Below are 19202 nucleotides of genomic sequence, written 5' to 3'. Positions count from 1 at the left end.
TACAATAAACTGGACGCCACCCTATCCCATAAGGGGCAAGGGGTGCCATGGGCACGGCGATGCGACGACGACAGGATCCCTCAGTTCTTAGATGAAACACGCCGCCCGCACGCTCGCCTTCATTGCCCGCTTCGTCGTGCTCGGCCTTGCCGTGGCCTTCATCATCGGCCTGTTCTGGCCCGGTAGCGGCGCCTTTCTCCGCCAGCGCTTCACCGCTCCCACCGGCATCACGGCGACGACCACAGGCGATTCACCCGCCTCCGGGCCGGCCTCGTATGCGGACGCCGTGGCCAAGGCAGCGCCCTCCGTGGTCAACATCTACGCCAACAAGATGGTCACCGAGCAGCCGCGCCAGCTTTACTCCGACCCCGTGCTGCAGCGCATTTTCAGCGTGCCCACGGGGCCGGCGCGTACACGGCGCCAGCAGAACCTGGGCTCGGGGGTGATCGTCAGCGACGATGGTTACGTATTGACCAACAACCACGTCATTGCCAACGCCGACGACATCCAGCTGTTGCTCTACGACGGGCGCGTGGCCAAGGCCCGCGTGGTCGGCTCCGACGACGAGACCGACCTCGCCGTGCTCAAGGTGGACGCCGGCAACCTGCCCGCCATCCACATGACCGATCCGGATCGCCGTCCGCGCGTGGGTGATGTGGTGCTCGCCATCGGCAATCCCTTCGGCATTGGTCAAACCGTGACCATGGGCATCGTCAGCGCCATCGGGCGCCAGCTCAACCTGTCCAGCCTGGAGAACTTCATCCAGACGGACGCGGCGATCAATTTCGGCAACTCCGGCGGCGCCCTGGTCAACGCCCATGGCGACCTGGTGGGCATCAACACCTCGCTGATCGGCCAGGCCGTGGGCGCCGAAGGCATCGGCTTCGCCATTCCCGTGTCCAGTGCGCGTGAGGTCCTCGACCAGATCGTGCAGACCGGCCATGTCGTGCGCGGCTGGATCGGCGCGGACTACGGCGCCGTCCCGATCTCTGCCGACAGCGGCCTGCCCTCCGCGGCTCGCGGCGTCGTGGTGAATGATGTCTCTCCCGGCGGCCCCGCGGCCATGGCGGGCATCCAGCAGCGCGATGTGATCCTGAAGATCGGCGGCGAAGACATCCTCGACGCCTCCGACCTGCGCCGCCATGAAGCCGCGTTCAAGCCCGGCGTGGCGATCGCGATTTCCGGTCTTCGCAACGGCGCACCGTTCGCCAGCACGATCACCCCCACCCAGCGGCCGCCCACGGCACCCATGCAGGCCCTGCAAGGCGCCGCCCGGTAAGACCGATTCATCGGCGATCCCCCTGCCTGGCGATACATCCTGCCTGGCGACACCCACGCTTGGTAGGAGCCGATTCATCGGCGATGGCAGGTCGCGACTACGTCAGGAATCGCCGATGAATCGGCTCCTACCGAGCGGGGGTATGGGGCCGTCAGGTGCGGCGGGAAGCCAACGGGACGTTGGTGCTGGGGCGCTGCTTTAGCGACTCGCCATAGCGCTTGCGAAGCACCCCGACGCGCTCGACATACACCTGCGTTTCGTCATACGGCGGCACGCCGTTGTACTTCTGCACGGCACCGGGGCCCGCGTTATACGCGGCCGCCGCGAGGCGTTCGTTGCCGTTGAAGTTCCGCAGCAGCAGCGCGAGATACCGCGCGCCACCACGAATATTCTGGTTCGCATCGAAAGCGTCCAGCACGCCCATGTCGCGCGCCGTGGAGGGAATCAGCTGCATCAGGCCCTGCGCGCCCGCGACTGACAACGCACGCGGGTTGAACGCGCTTTCCGCGTGGATGATCGCTCGCAACAGCGCTTCGTCCACACCGAACTCGTGACTGGCCGACGAGATGGCATCGCCATACGCAACGATGTTGAGCCCCACGCTGTTCCAGTCGATCTTCGAATGCACGTCGCAGGCGGCGCAGGTGGCGATATAGGTGAAGAGCATCTTGATGCTCTGCCCCTTCGCACCACCGCCCCCCTGGGGAATATTGGTGTACTCGACGCCGCCGTCCGCGCGGGTGATCCGGTAGACAGCACCACGGAGCACGCGCGAACCCCTGGGCTGCTCCGGGGCGGGCATCGACGCCAGGTCGGTCGAGGCGGACTCGTGGTAATCCCACGTCCCCTTCGGCGCCTTGATCGCGGGTGATGCCGCGACCGCGGCGAGGCCAGCGGATACGCGGTCGTCATTCCGCCCCGGGGCCAGGACGACGCTGCCGATCACGCCCTTCAACGAGGGCGCGGCCTCGACGGCCTGAAAGACGGCACTCGTGGGAGCAGGCGGAGCGACCGGCCGGGCTGGACGTGCCGGGGCCATATTGGCCAGCCGCTTGCAGTCCTTGTAGCCGGAGGTGCTACCCGAGAACACGGTCTCGCCCGTGCTGCCGACACATCTATATAGGGCAGCCGCCGACGCCGGCCCCGCCAGCAGGCCCAGAAGCAGCACGCAGGCGCCCGCGGCCCTTCGCAGGGCCATTCGGGGGAGCAGAAAACGGCGGGCGGGATGGCCGGCGCTTTCCCCTCGCGTCGCGTCGTGAACCATGGGCGCGAGTGTGCCCGAGCACCTATGCCCTGCCAAGGGCCAATAACGTGATCTTCCTCACGCAAGTCATTGATCCGCCGAACCCTGTGGCAACGTGGGTGGTGGCGGCGTAAACTGCGCGGTTCGGTAACCCCCCACGAATCACGGTATCCCGGCCCATGAGCGGCAAGCTTTTCATCAAGACCCACGGCTGCCAGATGAACGAGTACGACTCGGCCAAGATGGCCGACGTCCTGTTCGCATCGCACGGTCTCGAGCTGACCCAGGACGAAGCGGAAGCTGACGTCATCCTGGTCAACACCTGTTCGATCCGCGAAAAGGCCCAGGAAAAAGTCTTCAGCCAGCTCGGCCGCTGGAAGGCCCACAAGGCGGGCGGCAAGCCGGTGCTCATCGGTGTGGGTGGTTGCGTCGCCTCGCAGGAAGGCGATGCCATCCTCAAGCGCGCACCCTATGTGGACCTCGTCTTCGGCCCGCAGACCCTGCACCGCCTGCCGGAAATGATCGAAGCCCAGCGCGCCAGCGGCAAGTCGCAGGTGGACATCAGCTTCCCGGAGATCGAGAAGTTCGACAGCCTGCCCGAGCCGCGCGCCGAAGGCCCCACCGCCTTCGTCTCGATCATGGAAGGATGCTCGAAGTACTGCTCCTACTGCGTGGTGCCTTACACGCGCGGCGAGGAAATCAGCCGTCCGTTCGACGACGTCATCGTCGAGGTGGCCCAGCTCGCCGAGCAAGGCGTGCGCGAGGTCAACCTGCTCGGCCAGAACGTCAACGCCTACCGTGGCCCCATGCACGATGGCGACATGGCCGATCTCTCCGTGCTGATCCACGCTATCGCGCAGATCGAAGGCATCGGCCGCATCCGCTTCACCACCTCGCATCCGCTGGAGTTTTCCGACTCGCTGATCGAGGCCTACGCCAACGTGCCGCAGCTGGCCAACTACCTGCACCTGCCCGTGCAGGCGGGGTCGGACCGCATTCTCTCGGCCATGAAGCGTGGCTACACGGCGATCGAGTTCAAGCAGAAAATCCGCAAGCTGCGCGCCGTGCGTCCGGACATCTGCGTGTCCTCGGACTTCATCGTCGGCTTCCCCGGCGAGACGGACGACGACTTCGAAAAGACCATGAAGCTGATCGACGACATCGGCTTCGACCAGAGCTTTTCCTTCATCTTCTCGTCCCGCCCCGGCACGCCGGCGGCGAACCTTCCGGACGAGACACCGAGCGTGGTGAAGCAAGCGCGACTGTCGCGCCTGCAGGCCGCGATCAACGAGAACGCCCGCAAGATCAACGAAGCCATGGTCGGCAGCGTGCAGCGCGTGCTGGTCGAAAAGCCCAGCCGCAGGGACCCTAACGAACTGTCGGGTCGCACCGAGAACATGCGCTTCGTGAACTTCCCGGGCCACGCCCGGATGATCGGCCAGTTCGTCGACGTGGTGATCACCGAGGCGATGTCCAACTCCCTCCGCGGTCGCATCCGCCTTGACGAAGAGGTCGCGCTCGCCTCGTGAATGCCATGAGCCAGCTTATCCAGCGCGACTTCTCGCTCGAACCCGAAGACAACGTCCGGCTAGCCAATCTGTGTGGACCGCTCGACGAGCACATCCGCCAGATCGAGCTGCGCCTGGGCGTGGAAATCGACCATCGCGGCGCCACCTTCCGTGTCATTGGCGACGAGCTCACCGCCCGCGCCGGCGAGAAGGTGCTGCGTGCGTTGTACGCGGCGGCCGAGCACGAAACGCTCAACGGCGCGGTCATCAACCTGCACCTGGCCGAGTCCGGTATCGACGCGCTTGCCGACCAGGCCGCCGAATCGGCGCAGGAAGTGGTGATCAAGGTGAAGCGCGGCGTGATCAAGGGCCGCGGTCCCAACCAGGCCCGTTACCTGCACGCCATCACCAGCCACGACATCAACTTCGGCGTCGGCCCGGCCGGTACCGGCAAGACCTACCTCGCCGTGGCCAGCGCCATCGAGGCGCTCGAGAACAACCGCGTGCAGCGCGTGCTGCTGGTGCGTCCGGCGGTGGAAGCCGGCGAGAAACTCGGCTTCCTGCCCGGCGACCTCAGCCAGAAGATCGACCCCTACCTGCGCCCGCTGTACGACGCGCTGTACGAGATGGTCGGCTTCGAGAAGGTGGCCAAGCTGATCGAGCGCAACGTGATCGAGATCGCGCCGCTCGCCTACATGCGCGGCCGCACCCTCAACGATTCGTACGTGATCCTCGACGAAGCGCAGAACACCACGGTCGAGCAGATGAAGATGTTCCTGACCCGCATCGGCTTCGGCTCGGTCGCGGTCATCACGGGCGACGTCTCCCAGGTGGATCTGCCGCGCAACATCCGCTCCGGCCTGCGCCATGCGATCGAAGTGCTGCGTGGTGTCGACGGCATCAGCTTCACCTTCTTCACCTCGCGCGACGTGGTGCGCCATCCGCTCGTGGCCAAGATCGTCCGTGCCTACGAGGCCTTCGAACAGAAGGACGAAGCGCGTTGAGCAAGCTCGATGTCGCCGTGGGCTATGCCGCGCCGCGCAAGGGCGTGCCGGCCTCGGCCAGCTTCCGTCGCTGGATCGAAGCCGCTTTGAAGGGAGCGCGCCGCCGCAAGGCCAGCGAGGTGTCGATCCGCATCGTGGATATCGAGGAAGGCCAGGCGCTGAACCTGCAGTACCGCGGCCGTGACTACGCCACCAACGTGCTCTCCTTCCCGGTGGAGCTCCCGCCGGGCGTGGATCTGCCGCTCATCGGCGACCTGGTCATCTGCGCGCCCGTCGTGGCCCGCGAGGCCGCGGAACAGGGCAAGAAGCCCGCCGACCACTGGGCCCACCTGACCATCCACGGCACGCTGCACCTGCTGGGCTACGACCACATCGACGAGGCCGAAGCCGAGGCGATGGAGGCTTTGGAGACCAGGATTCTGGCTGGTTTGGGCATCGCAGATCCGTATATCGAAGCCTCCCCCGCGCCCTCCCCCGCTCGGTAGGAGCCGATTCATCGGCGAACGGGTGCTGGCCGAAACCTGGCCCGCTGGCGCGGGATCGCCGATGAATCGGCTCCTACCAAGCCGCCTTCCCCTGAACCGTCACGGAAATTCCGTTAGACTCCTCATTCCGCCCATTCGGGCCGAATATCAAAGAGTAATGAACGAGGACCCTGGCAGTACCAACGGCCCAACTCACCGATCCTGGTGGGACCGTCTGGGCCACATGTTTTCCGGCGAGCCCCGCAACCGCGACGAACTGATCGCAGAACTGCGTACCGCCCAGGCCAATGGCCTGCTATCCAACGACACCCTGACCATGGTCGAGGGTGCGATCAAAGTCACCGAACTCAGCGTCGACGATGTCATGGTCCCCCGGGCCCAGATCGTCAGCCTGCCCGTCGATGCGCCGCTGCCGGACATCCTGGCCGCCGTCGTCGAATCCGGTCACTCCCGCTTCCCCGTGCACGGCGAAGACAAGGACGAAGTCCTTGGCATCCTGCTGGCCAAAGACCTGCTGAAGTACTTCGGCCAGAGCGAGTGTGGCGATGTACGCGCCCTGCTCCGCCCCGCGGTGCTCATCCCCGAATCCATGCGGCTCAACGTGCTGCTGGCGGAATTCCGCCTCACGCGTAACCACATGGCCCTGGTGGTGGACGAATACGGCGGCGTCGCTGGCCTCATCACCATCGAGGACGTGCTCGAGCAGATCGTCGGCGAGATCGACGACGAGCACGATGACGAAGAAGATCCGATCCTCGCCACCCAGCTCGACGACGGCGTGTTCGCGGTAAGCGCGCTCACCCCCATCGCCGACTTCAACGAGGTGGCCGGTGCGCACTTCTCCGACGAAGAGTTCGACACCATCGGCGGCATGATCACCTCCGAGTTCGGCCACCTGCCGAGCGTGGGCGAGGAAATCACCATGGGCGACTTCGTTTTCCGCGTCACCGAAGCCGACGATCGCCGCGTGCTGCACTTTCACGTTACCCGTGTCAGCGGTAACGGCAACGGAAATAACGGGGCCTGATGCGTTACGTCCTTTGGCTGTTGGCAGCCCTGTGTTTCGTTCCGGCCGCCCACGCGGGCATCGTGGACGCCCCGGCTGCCAACCTCGAAATCTCGTTGATGACCTACGGGCCCGGCGATATCTACTGGGAACGCTTCGGCCACGATGCGCTGGAAGTGCGTGACACCGTGAGCGGCGAAGCCATCGCCTTCAACTACGGCGTGTTCGACTTCGACCAGAAGGGATTCATCCTCAACTTCGCGCGCGGCATCATGGCGTACCGCATGGATGCGGAGACCACGCAGTCCGACGTCGAGTTCTATGCGGGCGAAGGTCGCTACGTGCGTCGCCAGCGCCTCGCGCTGGACGACGAGCAGAAAGACAGCCTGCGCCGCTTCATGCTGTGGAACGTGCAGCCGGCCAACGCCGGCTACAACTACGACTATTACGCCGACAACTGCACCACGCGCGTACGTGATGCGCTGGACGGCGCACTCGGTGGTGCACTCCACCGCCAGCTGCGCGAGCAGCCGGGTGGCATGACGTTCCGCGAGCAGACGGCACGCCTCATGAGCAACCAGGCCTGGCTGATGCTGGGCATGGACCTCGGCCTCGGCCCCTATGCCGACCAGCCGATGACCGCGTGGAAGGAAGCCTTCCTGCCGATGGTGCTCGAAGAGGAACTGCGCCACGTGCACGTCGGCGAGGGTGCCGACGCGCGACCGCTGGTCGCCCAGGAAGACACGCTCGCGCAGAACAAACTAGATCCCCCGCCGGAGCAGGCGCCCGACCTGCGCTGGCCACTGCTGATCGCCGGCCTGCTATGGGCCATTCCGCTGGCCCTGCCCGCCTTTACCCGGCATCGCGTGGCCCGCGGCATCTTCGTTGCCGCGGGCACGCTTTTCACCGTGTTTGCCGGCGTGGCAGGCCTGTTCATGCTCGGCCTGTGGACGCTGACCCTGCATCGTTCCGCCTGGGGCAACTTCAACCTGCTGGCCTTCCAGCCGTTTGCGTTGCTGCTGCTCCCGGGCATCTGGCGCCTGCGCGTGGCCGGTCGACAGATCGGCCGCCTCGCATCGCGGGTCACCGCGCTGTCGTTCGCGGCCTGCGTCATCGCCCTGCTGCTGCACCTGTGGCCCGAGTTTCCGCAGCGGAACATGCCGTGGTTACTGCTCGCCCTGCCGTGCTGGGCCGCGTTGTTCGCCACGTTCTGCCGTCGCCACGACTGAGCTTGCCGGTGCCTCGCTATTTTCGAGGTACCAGTTTCTTCAACGCGGTCCACAGCCGGGTGCGCAGTTTTTCGTTTGCCGGCACCGCTGCCGACTTGACCAGTTCGGCGATGACCGCGTCCCCGCTTTCGAAGACGTAACCCACGTCGCGCAGGTAGCCCGCGCCCCAGGTTTTCAGCTGGTCGATATAAGCCACGCCGGCGTCGAACTTCGCCTGCGTGATCAGCTCGCCTTCGAGACCGAACATCCGAAGCAGGTGGGCCTTGTCGCCGCAGAGACCGCTATTGAGGGTGAGCACCGGGATCACCGGCACGCGCATGGCGACATTCCGGTACCAGAGGTTGAACTCGTACGGCCGCCGATGCAGGGCGTCGGGACGGTTGCGGTCCGCCCAGTGCGCCTTCGCCTCATGGAAGAATTGACGCATGTAGTAAAAGTCGTGCGCCCGCCGAACGAACGAGGCCAACGCATCGATGGCCGAGAACACGATGCGACCGATGGCGCTCGAAGCGCCCGCCGTCACGCCCTCCGCCACCAGTTGAGCTCCGCCCTTCAGGGACGCATAGACATTGCCGGCCAGCGTGAGGTCCATGGCGCGCTTGATGCCGTCGATGGTGGTGGTCGGCGTGCCGGGAAGGACGTTCACCTGCTTGCCACGCGCGTGGACGAGATAACGCTGGCACCCCGTTTCCAGAGCATCGATCACACCCGACGCCGTGGTCAGGCCGCTGAGTACGAAGGGCTGGGCCTGCGCAGCCGCGGCTTCGGCGATGGTCCGGGTCACCTCTTTCATCAGCGCCGGGCGTGACGCCCAGATACCCGCGGCGGCAGCGGCGAGCGGCACCGCGGCACCCGTGCCACCGGCGAGCTGCTCCTGGGTGGCCCCGGCGATGAGGGTAGCCATGCGTTCCAGCTCGGTAGCAAGCTCATCGCGCAACGCGCCCTCTTCCGGCGCCACGTTGGCAGTCTCGGAGCGCGATGACAAACGCGCGGCGTCGATGTCGCGGACGGCTTCATTGGCGCGGATGGCACGGTCGAGTGTCTCGGCCAACCTGGCGGGGTCGTTCTTTCCAGGCGGCACGACGGGTTTCACCGGCGTGCTGCCGAGCAGGTCGAGGACACCGTCGGTGCTGAAGGTGAAACGGTCTTCGTCGCAGGTGACGTTGGCGAAGAGATAGACGATGCCGAGGCGGGCATGGACCATTTCCTCGGTCATGAACGCCGGGATGTCGTTGGCCTCATCGGTGTCATGCGGTGGTTTCTGGGGGGTCAAAGTCACGATACGCTCCTTGTGATCATGGGTTTTCCTGGGTACGGAGCTGCCAGGGAGAATCGCAAGATGTGGCGATCCGGCCGCTTCGACTCCGCCCCACTACCCTAGGGACCCGGCTCGGCTAGCGAAATCCGGCCGCGACTGAATACCCATCCGGCCCCGCCCGATCTGCCTTTGCGATTTTTCTGAATCCGCGATTGCCCCGTCACACAGGGGGCGGCATCATGCCCGCCATGGCCTCCGTCTCGATTCTCCCCGAACCCGTCGCTCCGCCCGTTTCCAACGGCGGCATGGTCGTCAATTGCGTCGCCTACCGTAACGATGGCCGTCGCATTGGCGACATCACCATCGACGCGATCAGCGAGGTGCTGAAGGAGCCCGACACCTTCGTCTGGGTCGGTCTCCACGAGCCCGACGAAGCGCTGCTGCTGAAGCTGCAGGACGAATTCAACCTGCACGACCTCGCCATCGAGGACGCCCAGCTCGCGCACCAGCGCACCAAGATCGAAACCTACGGCGATTCCCTCTTCATCGTCGCGCAGACCGCCCAGCTCGTCGGCGGCAACATCGCCTTCGGCGAAACGCAGATCTTCGTCGGTCAGCGCTACTTCGTCACCGTGCGCCACGGCGCGTCGCTGTCGTATGCACCGGCACGCCGTAACTGTGAGCAATCGCCCGAACTACTCGGCATGGGACCGAGCTACGCGCTCTACGCCGTGCTCGACTTCATCGTCGACAACTTCCTGCCGATCGTCCGCGACTTCCGGGAAGAGCTGCACGAGCTCGAGAACGACATCTTCGCCGAGACGTACAACCGGCAGACCATCAAGCGGCTGTACGACATGCAGCGCGAGCTGATGACGCTGCGCCTGGCGGTCGTGCCGTTGCAGGACATCGTGGCGCAGCTGACGCGCTTGCATCCGCACCTGATTCACGATGAACTGCGGGCGTATTTTCGCGATATTTACGATCACGTGTTTCGTGTGAACGAGTCGATTTCCGCGATGCGCGAGATGCTCGGAGCGGCGATCAGTGTGAACCTTGCTCTCGTTACCTTTGGACAGAACGAGGTGATGAAGAAGCTTGCCGGCTGGGCGGCTATGTTGGCGGCGCCTACCTTGATCACGAGCTGGTACGGCATGAACTTCGCGCACATGCCCGAGCTGCAACAACCTTGGGCCTACCCCGCCATCACCTGCCTGGTCGCCTGCGTCGTCGGCATCATCTTCATAGCCCTAAAACGCAACAAGTGGTTCTAGCCAAAGCGCGCTTTTGTAGGAGCCGATTCATCGGCGAATGGGTACTAGCGACCACCCCCCACCTTACCCTTCAAAACCTCAGTCGCCTCCCCAAGCGAATCCACAGAGATCGAAATCGTTCTCCTGGCCGTCTTGATGATCAGGTGGGGCCCACCCTTCCCCCCACGAATCAGCCTGAAGGAAACGATGTCCTTGTAGTCGAGCCTCGCCGTCCTGAAAGCACCGTAGGTCAAATGGTCGTCGAAATACTTCAGGGCGAACCGGTCTGTCCACACGCAGCCGGCAAATCCAAGACCCGCCGCGCCTCCAGCGAACAGCAAGCTTGATGCCGTTACCGGGAAGCACCCATCACCCGACATCACCGCCGTAAGGCCTACGAGGGCGGCGGACGTGAATATCCATATGAAAGTCCGGCTGCTCGTGGAAAAACGGAACTCGGAATGTTCCTTGCGACGAGGCTCTCTCAGCCGCGCGGACACGAGACAGAAAGCTGCCGACACGAGCGCAGTCAAGATCGAAAGAAGGATGGTTCTTAGCATTGCGAGGCTCGATGACTTACGGCTAATAAGATGGGCTCCCGTCCCGCTCGACATATTATCCCGCACTGATCACGATCGCTTGTTCTGAGACGCGGCACCGCTAAAATGTGCCACCTGCGCCCGTCTGCAGATGCACAGGGGGCTACTAGCAAAAAGGAAGCTACGTATGAGCTCACTGGACGCCGAGCACTACCTGCTCGACGTAAAACTCCGCCGGGACCGGGTGCCCTCGTTCGACGTGTATCCGTTCTGCCTGCCCGCCGTTAAAAACCTCGGCACCCTGAAGCTCCACCCAAAGGTGACCTTCATCGTCGGCGAAAACGGCAGCGGGAAATCCACACTCCTCGAAGCTATCGCCACGTCCTGGGGATTCAATCCCGAGGGCGGCACTAAGAACTTTAACTTCGGAACGCGCCGTTCGCACTCGGAGTTGCATGAGGCTTTGACGCTGGTCAAAGGGATCAAGCGCGCCAAGGATGGATTCTTCCTTCGGGCCGAAAGCTTCTTCAACGTGGCGACGGAGATCGAGAACCTCGGCGTCGGCGACTCATACGGCGGCCGATCGCTGCACGAGCAGTCGCATGGCGAATCGTTCTTCGCGGTCATGACGAACCGGTTTGGCGGCAACGGGCTTTACATCCTGGACGAGCCCGAGGCTGCGCTCTCGCCTTCGCGGCAGCTGGCGATGCTGGTGCGTATGCATGAGCTGATCGCAAAGAACTCGCAGTTCATCATTGCGACGCATTCGCCAATCTTGATGGCTTATCCGGATGCGGATATTTATCAGATTGGCGAGTCGGGGTTGGTGAGGACGGCTTATGAGGAGACGGAGCACTTCCTGGTGACGAAGGCGTTTCTCGGAAACCCAAAGCGGCAGCTCGCCTTGTTACTGGAGTGACCCAGACGACGCGTCGGACACGCGAACCGACGTATGCAGAGAAGGGAGCGGAGACTGATGAAGTCACCCTGCACCCAGCGGCCAGATCATTTTTTAACTGCGTCCGCCGGAAGGTTCTCATGGATGAACTTCGCCGTCGCCTGAAGAACATAAAAACACCCCAGGTACACTTGAACCTTAAGGCTCTTCGCAAACATCGTATATGCAAGATTCTTATATGAACCGTCTCGATAGATGCCCTCAAGCCTCACCTTTGACAAGAAATGCCCCTTGGAGAAGAGGACGATCTGCTCGATACCACCGACGTCCCCCCGCCATCAGTAGCGGTCCGTTCTTGAGTTCAGGATTAATGTAACTGTTTCGCGTAGGCAGCGGGAGTCAGTCCGCCGAGTGCCTTCTTCGGTCGCTCCTCGTTATATTCCCGTCGCCAGTTTTCGATCTCGGTTCGGGCATGCAGAAGGCTGGGAAACCAGTGTTCGTTGAGGCACTCATCGCGAAGCCTTCCGTTGAACGATTCGATGTACGCGTTCTGATTCGGCTTGCCTGGCTCGATCAGGCGCAGCTGTACGCCGCGTTCGTGTGCCCATGCGACCATGGCCTTGCCGCAAAACTCCCTTCCGTTATCGCTGCGAATGATCTTCGGCAGACCCCGGGTGACGGCCAGGCGGTCCATGACGCGCGTTACGCCGACACCTGAGATCGCCCGCTCGATCTCGATGGCGACTGCCTCGTGCGTGGCGTCATCGACGATCGTCAGGCACTTCAGGACGCGCCCTTCGGCGGTCCGGTCGAAGACGAAATCGATGGACCAGACCTCGTTCGCAGCTGCGGGCCGGAGCAGCGGCTGCCTTTCGGCCGGAGGCACCTTTTTCCTTTTGCGCCGGCGTACCTGCAGATTCGCCTCCTGGTACAGGCGCTCAACTCGCTTGTAATTGACCATCTGTCCGGCCTGGCGGAGCTTGAGGTAGATCATGCCGACGCCGTAGCGTTTATGGCGATTCGCCAGCGCGCAGATCATCTCGCGCAGCTCGACATTGGGGTCGGGCCGCGGCTCGTATCGGTAAGCGCTTGCGCTCATGCCGGCGATCGCCAGCGACCGGCGCTCACTCAGTTCTTGGCCGATCAGATAGCGCACCAGCTCGCGCCGGTCCGGTGCGCTCACCATTTTTTTCGCAGGGCTTCCTTGATGACCTCATTTTCCAGAAGCTGCTCGGCCAGCAGCTTTTTCAGGCGACCGTTCTCCGACTCCAGGTCCTTCAGTCGCTTAGCCTCGGGCACGCTCATGCCGCCGAACTTGCTTCGCCACAAATAGTAGGAGGCTTCGCTGAAGCCGTGCTTGCGGCACAGGTCCTTGACCGGCATACCCGCCTCAACCTCACGTAGGAAGCCAATGATCTGCTCTTCGGAAAAACGCTTCTTCACGTCCAATCTCCTTCTTGTGGGGGATTGAACTCGAAACCGGGCCGCTACTCAAATCTGGGGGGACGTCGCCACCATCGTAGAACCGAGTGGAGGTGACACGAAGCATAGATGGAATCCGACAGGGGTTCCTTTGGATCTCGAAAGGCTACAGCTTAACGATGATCGCGTCCCGCACGAGAACAATTATCCTACGTGCTGCGCTTATTCTCGACCCAACCGTTGCTCTCTCTGCTTCAGGAATCCCGCAGGAAGTCCAAAGGCGAATAAACCGTAGAACAGCGCGTCATATATAAGCCACTCTCGCTCCGTCCCGTAAACCCACGCGCCGTGAATGTTCCTAGGAATGATGTTGCCCGAACTTTCAATCGGGCGGCGAGGAAGTGACCTTTGGAGATAGGCTGACCCGCCAACAAAACAGAAGCCAGACAGGAACATCAGGAGGATGAGAAGACGAATAAGATATTTCACTTTCACCAAAGACGTGTCCTATCGGCATCACCGTCGTAACGGACAGTGACGAACCACGCGAGCGCTCCCGATTTCCAGACGGACGTCGACTAGAGGAGACGTCGACACTCACTCACTTCCTAACAACGTCCTCAGGAAGGCTCGCATGAATGAACTTGGCCGTTGCCTGGTAGTCGTAAAAGCAACTGAGGGACACGTGAATCTTCACACCTTTTCCAAACATCGTATACGCGAGATTCCGAAATGAAACCGTCTCGACAGATATCCAGTCAAGCCTCACTTTCGAAAAGAAAATTCCGCTAGAAGCAATCACGAACTGCTCTACACCTCCATCGTAAAACCTTGTAGAAGCGGCCCGCACTAGGCCTGGAATCAGTGCCAACCCCCCGAAGAGCAGACCCGCGGCAGTCACCGACATCAAGTAACGCCCCTCTTCATTTTGATTAGACATAACGCAGAGCAGCCATATCGCGACGGCGACTGGGATGACCGTCACGGTGGCAGTTAGACATTTTCCGAAGGCCGTTATTCTTGGAACACTGTCCATTGGCACGGTCTCCAGGCTCATTTGGAACACTCGCAGACAGAACCCGGCCCACCCGAGGGGCCGGGCACACTCGATGCGGCGCCACCACCAAAACCTCTAGCCAAAGAGCCGGCACCGGCGTTGGCGCGACTTGTTGCCGCGGCATTACGAAATTTTGCAACAGCGCCTATCTTCGGAACACTACCCACGGCTTTCGTCTCCACGCCTATTTGAAACACCCGACGGTGGACCACCTGCTCGACGTAACGATTCTACTGAAGCTATCACCAGTCCGCCTCCGCCAACGCGGCGGTGACGGAACGCCCTCTGGTCTCAAACGCCAAATTGAATCTAAAGCGACTTTGCAACCTTAACTTGCCCGTTCGACACGATCTCGATGCGTATGTCGTGCTTGCTCATAAAGGCATTCATCGCACGCAAGAGGCCTGTCAAATCCGTAGTTTGACTACTGAAATAGATCTTGCGCTTTCGCTCCAACGCCCCGCTTGATGTCAACGGAACGACGTTGTAACCCGTAATACTACGGCGTGCACCGGAAGGGCTCAGGGTAAACACAGTTACGAGACCAATGTCGCACCAAGCGATAAAATTGATTCGTCGTCCAAGAAAGACTCGAGAAATACCGCTCTCTTCAACGACGATGTCTGAGCTACCCTTTACGTACGCCCACCCCAGCGCAGACATGACTGCCGCGCAACCTAAACAAAAAAGAGCCCCGCGTACTCCGCCGCCTTCGCTCGTTAGTACGAGAATAGCTAAGGTGATAAAAAACACGTCCAGAAACGCCAGCGAAGCAAGAACAGCTTTGAAGCCTTTGAATTTAAAAGTCTGAGGAAGCGTAGTGTTCGTCACTCATTGCCGCCTTCGCACCAGCAGACACCAACATCACCTGAAGGTCCAAGCCCGTGTTCTGCCGCCGAACCAATACCAGTTCCCAGCACGCCACTCCCCCGTAATCCAGCGCCCTCGAATGCTGGCGACCCTACTCCAGGATTCACTTGGGACGCAAGGCGCCGCGGAAGCAGGGTCGTGCCTCAGATCAGATCGTCGAGTTCCGGGTGGTCCACATACAGCGGATCCATGAGTTCGGTCTGTATCGTGCCGATGGTTAGTCCAACGCCTCTCTTGATCTTCTGAAAATCCTCGTCCGAACAGGATGCCTGCACCGTGCGAAGAAGGGTAGATAGCCCGACAATCGCACTCAGCGAAGCCGCGTGAACTTGTGCCGCCGTCTCTCTGGTCATTGTGAGCACCCCTTTGGCGCCATTCTAGTTGCATTCGCCAAGCTATCCATCCCGTCCATGATCTACCTGCGTAAAGTGCAATCACAGGTTCTGAGACCCGTCACCGCCAAGATTGGGTAGTCTGCCCTATGTGGGAGCCGATTCATCGGCGAAGGGTGCTAGCAACAAGGAAGCTATCGCATGAGTTCACTCACCGCCGAACACTACCTCCTCGACATAAAGCTCCGCCGAGAGAGGGTCCCATCCTTCGACACCTACCCCTTCTCGCTCCCCGCCGTGAAGGAACTCGGCACGCTGAAGCTCCACCCCAAAGTCACCTTCGTCATTGGCGAGAACGGCAGCGGCAAGTCAACGTTGCTGGAGGCAATCGCTACTGCATGGGGATTTAATCCCGAGGGCGGAACGAAGAACTTCAACTTCGGGACGCGCCGGTCGCATTCGGAGTTGCACGCCTTTCTTACACTTGGGAAGAGCGTGAAGCGGGCGAAGGATGGCTTTTTCCTTCGGGCCGAGAGCTTCTTTAACGTCGCCACGGAGATCGAGAAGCTCGACGCAGAGCCGGCCAACGCGCCGCCCATCATCGCTTCTTATGGCATGCGATCGCTCCACGAGCAATCGCACGGCGAGTCGTTCTTCGCGTTGATCATGAAGCGATTCGGCGGGAACGGCCTTTATATCCTCGACGAGCCTGAGGCAGCACTTTCGCCTTCGCGGCAGCTGGCGATGCTCGCGCGGATCCATCAGCTCGTGGGGATGAAGTCGCAGTTCATCATCGCGACGCACTCGCCGATTCTGATGGCTTATCCAGAGGCGGATCTTTACCAGATCGGCGAGTCGGGGTTGGTGAGGACGTCGTATGAGGAGACGGAGCACTTCCTGGTGACGAAGGCATTTCTGGGCAATCCCGCGCGACAGTTGGCGTTGCTCTTCGAGTGGGATGTGCGCTGACACCTACTGACACATACCCCAGTCAACAGCGGCGTCTAGACACCACACCGACGCCTCATCGCTCCACGCAAAACCGCGGCGGCCGCTCTAGCATCCTCATCCGATCGCATACCGATCTGTGCAGGGGGACAGGAAAACAAAGTTCTAGCGTACCAACAGCCGAAGGTGCCGGCCTTATCACTTATTGAGCGTATAGTCGGTGCTAGTCATCAGTGTCCAATAGTCTTCTATAGGGTGCAGTGACCAATTTCAGGCGAGCGTCGAATTCCCGAGCAAGCGCGTAGTTGGCATCGAGCCCGGGACAGCCGTGGCCGTAGCAGTCTGCCAATTTTGATAAAGCGCTCTCCCATCCCTGCCCGGCTGCTGATTGCAGATACTTCAGGCCGGCATGAACTTGCACCGGATGTTGGCTGTCCAAGAGTGCCGTTCCCAGCCTAGTCATACTTTCAGGTTCGCCGGCGTCTGCTGCCGCTTGAAGAAGTATTGCAGCGCGCGGCAGATCTCCTGGAAAGCGATCGCCATGTGAGAGCCAGAACGAAAGTTTATACAGCGCCTTCGGATACCCGAGTGCCACAGCTCGTTCCAATGGTTCGAGCGCTTGTTCGGCGCTGATCAAACCGCGCTCAAGGTCATCGAAAGCAAAGCCGAAGGAGAGCAGTAGCGCAGGGGGGAAGTCCTGCGCTGCGGACTCCGACGCAAGGTCCCTTGCCTCATCCGCATGGCGCGGTTGAATGGCTCCGAGACCAATGCAAATGGCTAACGCGTGCTGTGCTTGAGCGACGCCACTCTCTACCATGGTCCGGAGCCACTCCTCCGTGATTCCGATGTCGTCCCAAAGATCGATGCCATAGGACATGCCGAAGCTTTCGGCAACAGCGACGCCGCTGTTGCCGGTTAGCGTCATCACCGCTGCAATATCCCGCAGTGAACTCATCGTTGAGGACCGAACAGATTCATAAGAGGAACCATATTCCCTGGGCATCGGATATTGTGATCGGTGGCGCTAACGGCGTTAACGGAGAGCCGGACACCGACGGACGACGCGCCCGGTCCGCTCAGCGCAGCAGGGAACGGAAGGCGACGCAGGCCGTTGATGAACACGCTGCCGGCCAGACAACAAGAAATATCCAGCTAACGAGGGCAGAGCCGACCGCTATGACCACACTCAATCCCGCAAAGAACCCGACGCGCCCCAGAGGTGTAGCTGGCAGGCGGCTCCTGTCGAAATCGCGTTCGGCACGCAAGAATCCCAGCACGAATGTGAATATGAAGACGAACGCAACAGCCAGATAAAGCCGATGCGCGTGAATCTGTGGAGCGAGGAACGCCAGGAATGCGATCAGGACGGCGACGGTGTTGAACCACTCTCCTTCGCGAGGGATTCGGGGCATTTGTTGGGTCCTGTAAAGCGTGAATAGATGCGCCGGGAAGTCGGAGGGAAGGAGCAGCACAGCCCGCTGACCGCTCACTCAATGAGTTTAGTCTGTCCGAGACTTTCGTCGGAAGGCAGCTTGAACACGCCCTGCCTTCTCCAGGAGTAAGCGCCTTTCCTATCCTCGGCCACACGACGCCGTCGCGCCACCTACGTCGGGCATCCCGCAAGAGCAGCTCCGTTCGGTATCAGGCCTGGAACACTACTGGCATCTACGCCAAGCTTGCTCATTTTCTGAAAGAGCTCCGCCGCGCGAACTTTTTGCGCCGCCGTCAGACTCTCGCATTGCATTTGCAACCCCATAGCGTCAGTGACGATCCTGGCGCGCAATTGGCTAGATATCTTGTCGTAGTCGCCCTGCTGAAGTGCGCTGTACATCACCTCCGTCGAGTATCGAAGATTCAGGCCTGCGTCCATGAACCCCGTAAAAAAGCGGTACATCAGCGCTGCCGACAAAAGCGCTCCAAGACACGCAGCGGCCACTACGCTTAGCACATATCGAATTGACATTGGCCAGCACCTCACCAGATTTGTCCTTCTTTGAGAAATTGTAGGGTCAGTGTGAACCTGGCTCTCGTTACCTTCGGACCTATGCCCTCAATTTTTGCCACCGTCCTTGGGCGGAAGCGGAATCCGATCAATCGTGACGAGTCGGTTGCCCCTCCAACCTTTAATAGGAATGCCGCGCTTCGTGACTTCATCATCGAGGAGCGAGAGCAACTCCTGCGCGCCGTCGATGGTTGGCAAGATCATGATGAACGAAAATGGCCATAGGCGTCTGCTCGCCTGGAACGAGCAGGCTGGGACTTTACCGGTCGGCGAGTCCACGACACCGCACCGAACGGCGACGATATTCTCCCAACGTAGAGTTCGGCCCCGGAATCCAAAGAACGATCTCGCAATGCCGGCGTCACTCACCACGACGTCACGAAAAACGAGGCTCGCGAAGAGCATCATGAAGAGAGCGGCGACGATGACACTACCGACGTATATCCCATCACCAGGCCGGTATCGCACGATTACCATTCGAAGGACATATGCTACGGCCATCGCGAAGACGATCGATAGAATAAGTCCCAGGCTCTGCTTGTTACCGTACCGAAATCTCCGTTCCATTAGATGCTTATCACCACGCCATGGTTGGCCACGGGAAATGTTGATCCTCCGGCGGCTGCGACTTCGCGCAGTCACCAAGCGGGTCAATGGCGCCGCCGAGCGCATTCATGCCACCAGACATTAAGCCACCGTAAGCGTCACCCATAACCGCGAGGCCTATCTCGCCATCGCCTGCCACCAACGCTTCGCCTGAGATAAGGGGCACAATTGCACCTACGCCGGCCGCGTATCGAGCGCGTTCGTTCCCGACGACAATTGCCCGCAGTCCGCGTAGCTGTGTCGCATAGTGGTAGCGTCGTTCA

General features: G+C 61.3%; 20 protein-coding genes. 9 read left to right on the top strand and 11 right to left on the bottom strand.

All coding sequences use genetic code 11. The features are described 5' to 3' along the window. Positions 1-91: 91 nt before the first annotated feature. On the top strand, positions 92-1279 hold the full coding sequence (locus HB634_RS05400; protein WP_213947848.1) for a trypsin-like peptidase domain-containing protein: 1188 nt from the start codon (positions 92-94) through the stop codon (positions 1277-1279). Positions 1280-1430: 151 nt separating this feature from the next. Here HB634_RS05400 and HB634_RS05395 read toward each other — a convergent pair whose 3' ends face one another. Beyond that, positions 1431-2447, bottom strand: a complete 1017-nt coding sequence (locus HB634_RS05395) for a lytic transglycosylase domain-containing protein (protein ID WP_345777468.1) — start codon at positions 2445-2447, stop codon at positions 1431-1433. Positions 2448-2701: 254 nt separating this feature from the next. On the opposite strand from HB634_RS05395, the gene miaB reads away from it, so the two are divergent. The 5 genes from miaB (at position 2702) to HB634_RS05370 (ending at position 7754) form a co-directional block, all read left to right on the top strand. Beyond that, positions 2702-4051 carry a tRNA (N6-isopentenyl adenosine(37)-C2)-methylthiotransferase MiaB gene (gene miaB, locus HB634_RS05390; RefSeq protein WP_213947846.1) on the top strand — a complete coding sequence of 450 codons (1350 nt, stop codon included), beginning with the start codon at positions 2702-2704 and terminating at the stop codon, positions 4049-4051. A gap of 5 nt (positions 4052-4056) precedes the next feature. Beyond that, entirely contained in the window at positions 4057-5034 is a 978-nt protein-coding gene (locus tag HB634_RS05385; protein WP_213947845.1) for a PhoH family protein, read from the top strand. After that, complete coding sequence (gene ybeY / locus HB634_RS05380) at positions 5031-5519, top strand: rRNA maturation RNase YbeY (protein ID WP_213947844.1); 489 nt, start codon at positions 5031-5033, stop codon at positions 5517-5519. The genes HB634_RS05385 and ybeY overlap by 4 nt, the downstream gene beginning before the upstream one ends. A 157-nt stretch (positions 5520-5676) precedes the next feature. Continuing rightward, a complete protein-coding gene (locus tag HB634_RS05375) occupies positions 5677-6546 on the top strand; it encodes a transporter associated domain-containing protein (protein ID WP_213947843.1) in 870 nt (289 codons plus the stop codon). Further along, positions 6546-7754 carry a DUF4105 domain-containing protein gene (locus tag HB634_RS05370; protein ID WP_213947842.1) on the top strand — a complete coding sequence of 403 codons (1209 nt, stop codon included), beginning with the start codon at positions 6546-6548 and terminating at the stop codon, positions 7752-7754. The genes HB634_RS05375 and HB634_RS05370 overlap by 1 nt, the downstream gene beginning before the upstream one ends. A gap of 16 nt (positions 7755-7770) precedes the next feature. Here the strand turns inward: HB634_RS05370 and HB634_RS05365 are convergent, their stop codons facing one another. Continuing rightward, positions 7771-9033, bottom strand: coding sequence for a hypothetical protein (locus tag HB634_RS05365; RefSeq protein WP_213947841.1), 1263 nt, complete (start codon positions 9031-9033; stop codon positions 7771-7773). 227 nt (positions 9034-9260) lie between these two features. On the opposite strand from HB634_RS05365, the gene HB634_RS05360 reads away from it, so the two are divergent. Then, entirely contained in the window at positions 9261-10286 is a 1026-nt protein-coding gene (locus HB634_RS05360; RefSeq protein WP_063572860.1) for a magnesium and cobalt transport protein CorA, read from the top strand. 44 nt (positions 10287-10330) lie between these two features. On the opposite strand, the gene HB634_RS05355 is transcribed toward HB634_RS05360, so the two are convergent. After that, on the bottom strand, positions 10331-10825 hold the full coding sequence (locus HB634_RS05355; protein WP_213947840.1) for a hypothetical protein: 495 nt from the start codon (positions 10823-10825) through the stop codon (positions 10331-10333). 166 nt (positions 10826-10991) lie between these two features. On the opposite strand from HB634_RS05355, the gene HB634_RS05350 reads away from it, so the two are divergent. After that, entirely contained in the window at positions 10992-11723 is a 732-nt protein-coding gene (locus HB634_RS05350) for an AAA family ATPase (RefSeq protein ID WP_063572857.1), read from the top strand. Positions 11724-12069: 346 nt separating this feature from the next. Here HB634_RS05350 and HB634_RS05345 read toward each other — a convergent pair. From HB634_RS05345 to HB634_RS05330, 4 genes are all read right to left on the bottom strand, one after another. Next, positions 12070-13085, bottom strand: a protein-coding gene (locus HB634_RS05345; protein WP_255548426.1) for an IS3 family transposase whose coding sequence is annotated in 2 segments (ribosomal slippage) — positions 12070-12890 and positions 12890-13085 — 1017 coding nt in all. Because the reading frame shifts where the segments join, the coding sequence is not laid out codon by codon here. 640 nt (positions 13086-13725) lie between these two features. Beyond that, on the bottom strand, positions 13726-14181 hold the full coding sequence (locus HB634_RS05340; RefSeq protein WP_213947839.1) for a hypothetical protein: 456 nt from the start codon (positions 14179-14181) through the stop codon (positions 13726-13728). A 309-nt stretch (positions 14182-14490) separates the two neighbouring features. Next, positions 14491-15012, bottom strand: a complete 522-nt coding sequence (locus tag HB634_RS05335; protein ID WP_213947838.1) for a hypothetical protein — start codon at positions 15010-15012, stop codon at positions 14491-14493. Between the two features lie 182 nt (positions 15013-15194). After that, positions 15195-15404: a hypothetical protein gene (locus HB634_RS05330; protein ID WP_213947837.1), complete on the bottom strand. Its 210-nt coding sequence runs from the start codon at positions 15402-15404 to the stop codon at positions 15195-15197. A 180-nt stretch (positions 15405-15584) separates the two neighbouring features. Here HB634_RS05330 and HB634_RS05325 point away from each other — a divergent pair, with 180 nt between their 5' ends. Next, the gene (locus tag HB634_RS05325; RefSeq protein ID WP_213947836.1) at positions 15585-16352 is read left to right on the top strand and encodes an AAA family ATPase; all 768 of its coding nucleotides are present in this window, start codon (positions 15585-15587) and stop codon (positions 16350-16352) included. 202 nt (positions 16353-16554) lie between these two features. Here the strand turns inward: HB634_RS05325 and HB634_RS05320 are convergent, their stop codons facing one another. The 4 genes from HB634_RS05320 to HB634_RS05305 form a co-directional block, all read right to left on the bottom strand. Continuing rightward, entirely contained in the window at positions 16555-17286 is a 732-nt protein-coding gene (locus tag HB634_RS05320; RefSeq protein ID WP_213947835.1) for a hypothetical protein, read from the bottom strand. Positions 17287-17407: 121 nt separating this feature from the next. After that, complete coding sequence (locus HB634_RS05315; protein ID WP_063572646.1) at positions 17408-17743, bottom strand: hypothetical protein; 336 nt, start codon at positions 17741-17743, stop codon at positions 17408-17410. Positions 17744-17934: 191 nt separating this feature from the next. Next, complete coding sequence (locus HB634_RS05310; RefSeq protein ID WP_213947834.1) at positions 17935-18225, bottom strand: hypothetical protein; 291 nt, start codon at positions 18223-18225, stop codon at positions 17935-17937. A 156-nt stretch (positions 18226-18381) separates the two neighbouring features. Beyond that, positions 18382-18612 (bottom strand): hypothetical protein, encoded by a 231-nt coding sequence (locus tag HB634_RS05305; protein ID WP_213947833.1) that lies wholly within the window; start codon positions 18610-18612, stop codon positions 18382-18384. Between the last annotated feature and the right edge of the window lie 590 nt (positions 18613-19202).

Source organism: Luteibacter sp. dw_328, assembly GCF_018449605.1.
GTDB lineage: Bacteria > Pseudomonadota > Gammaproteobacteria > Xanthomonadales > Rhodanobacteraceae > Luteibacter.
The sequence above is the reverse complement of the archived record's forward strand: the minus strand, read 5'-3'. Positions and strand labels throughout refer to the sequence as shown.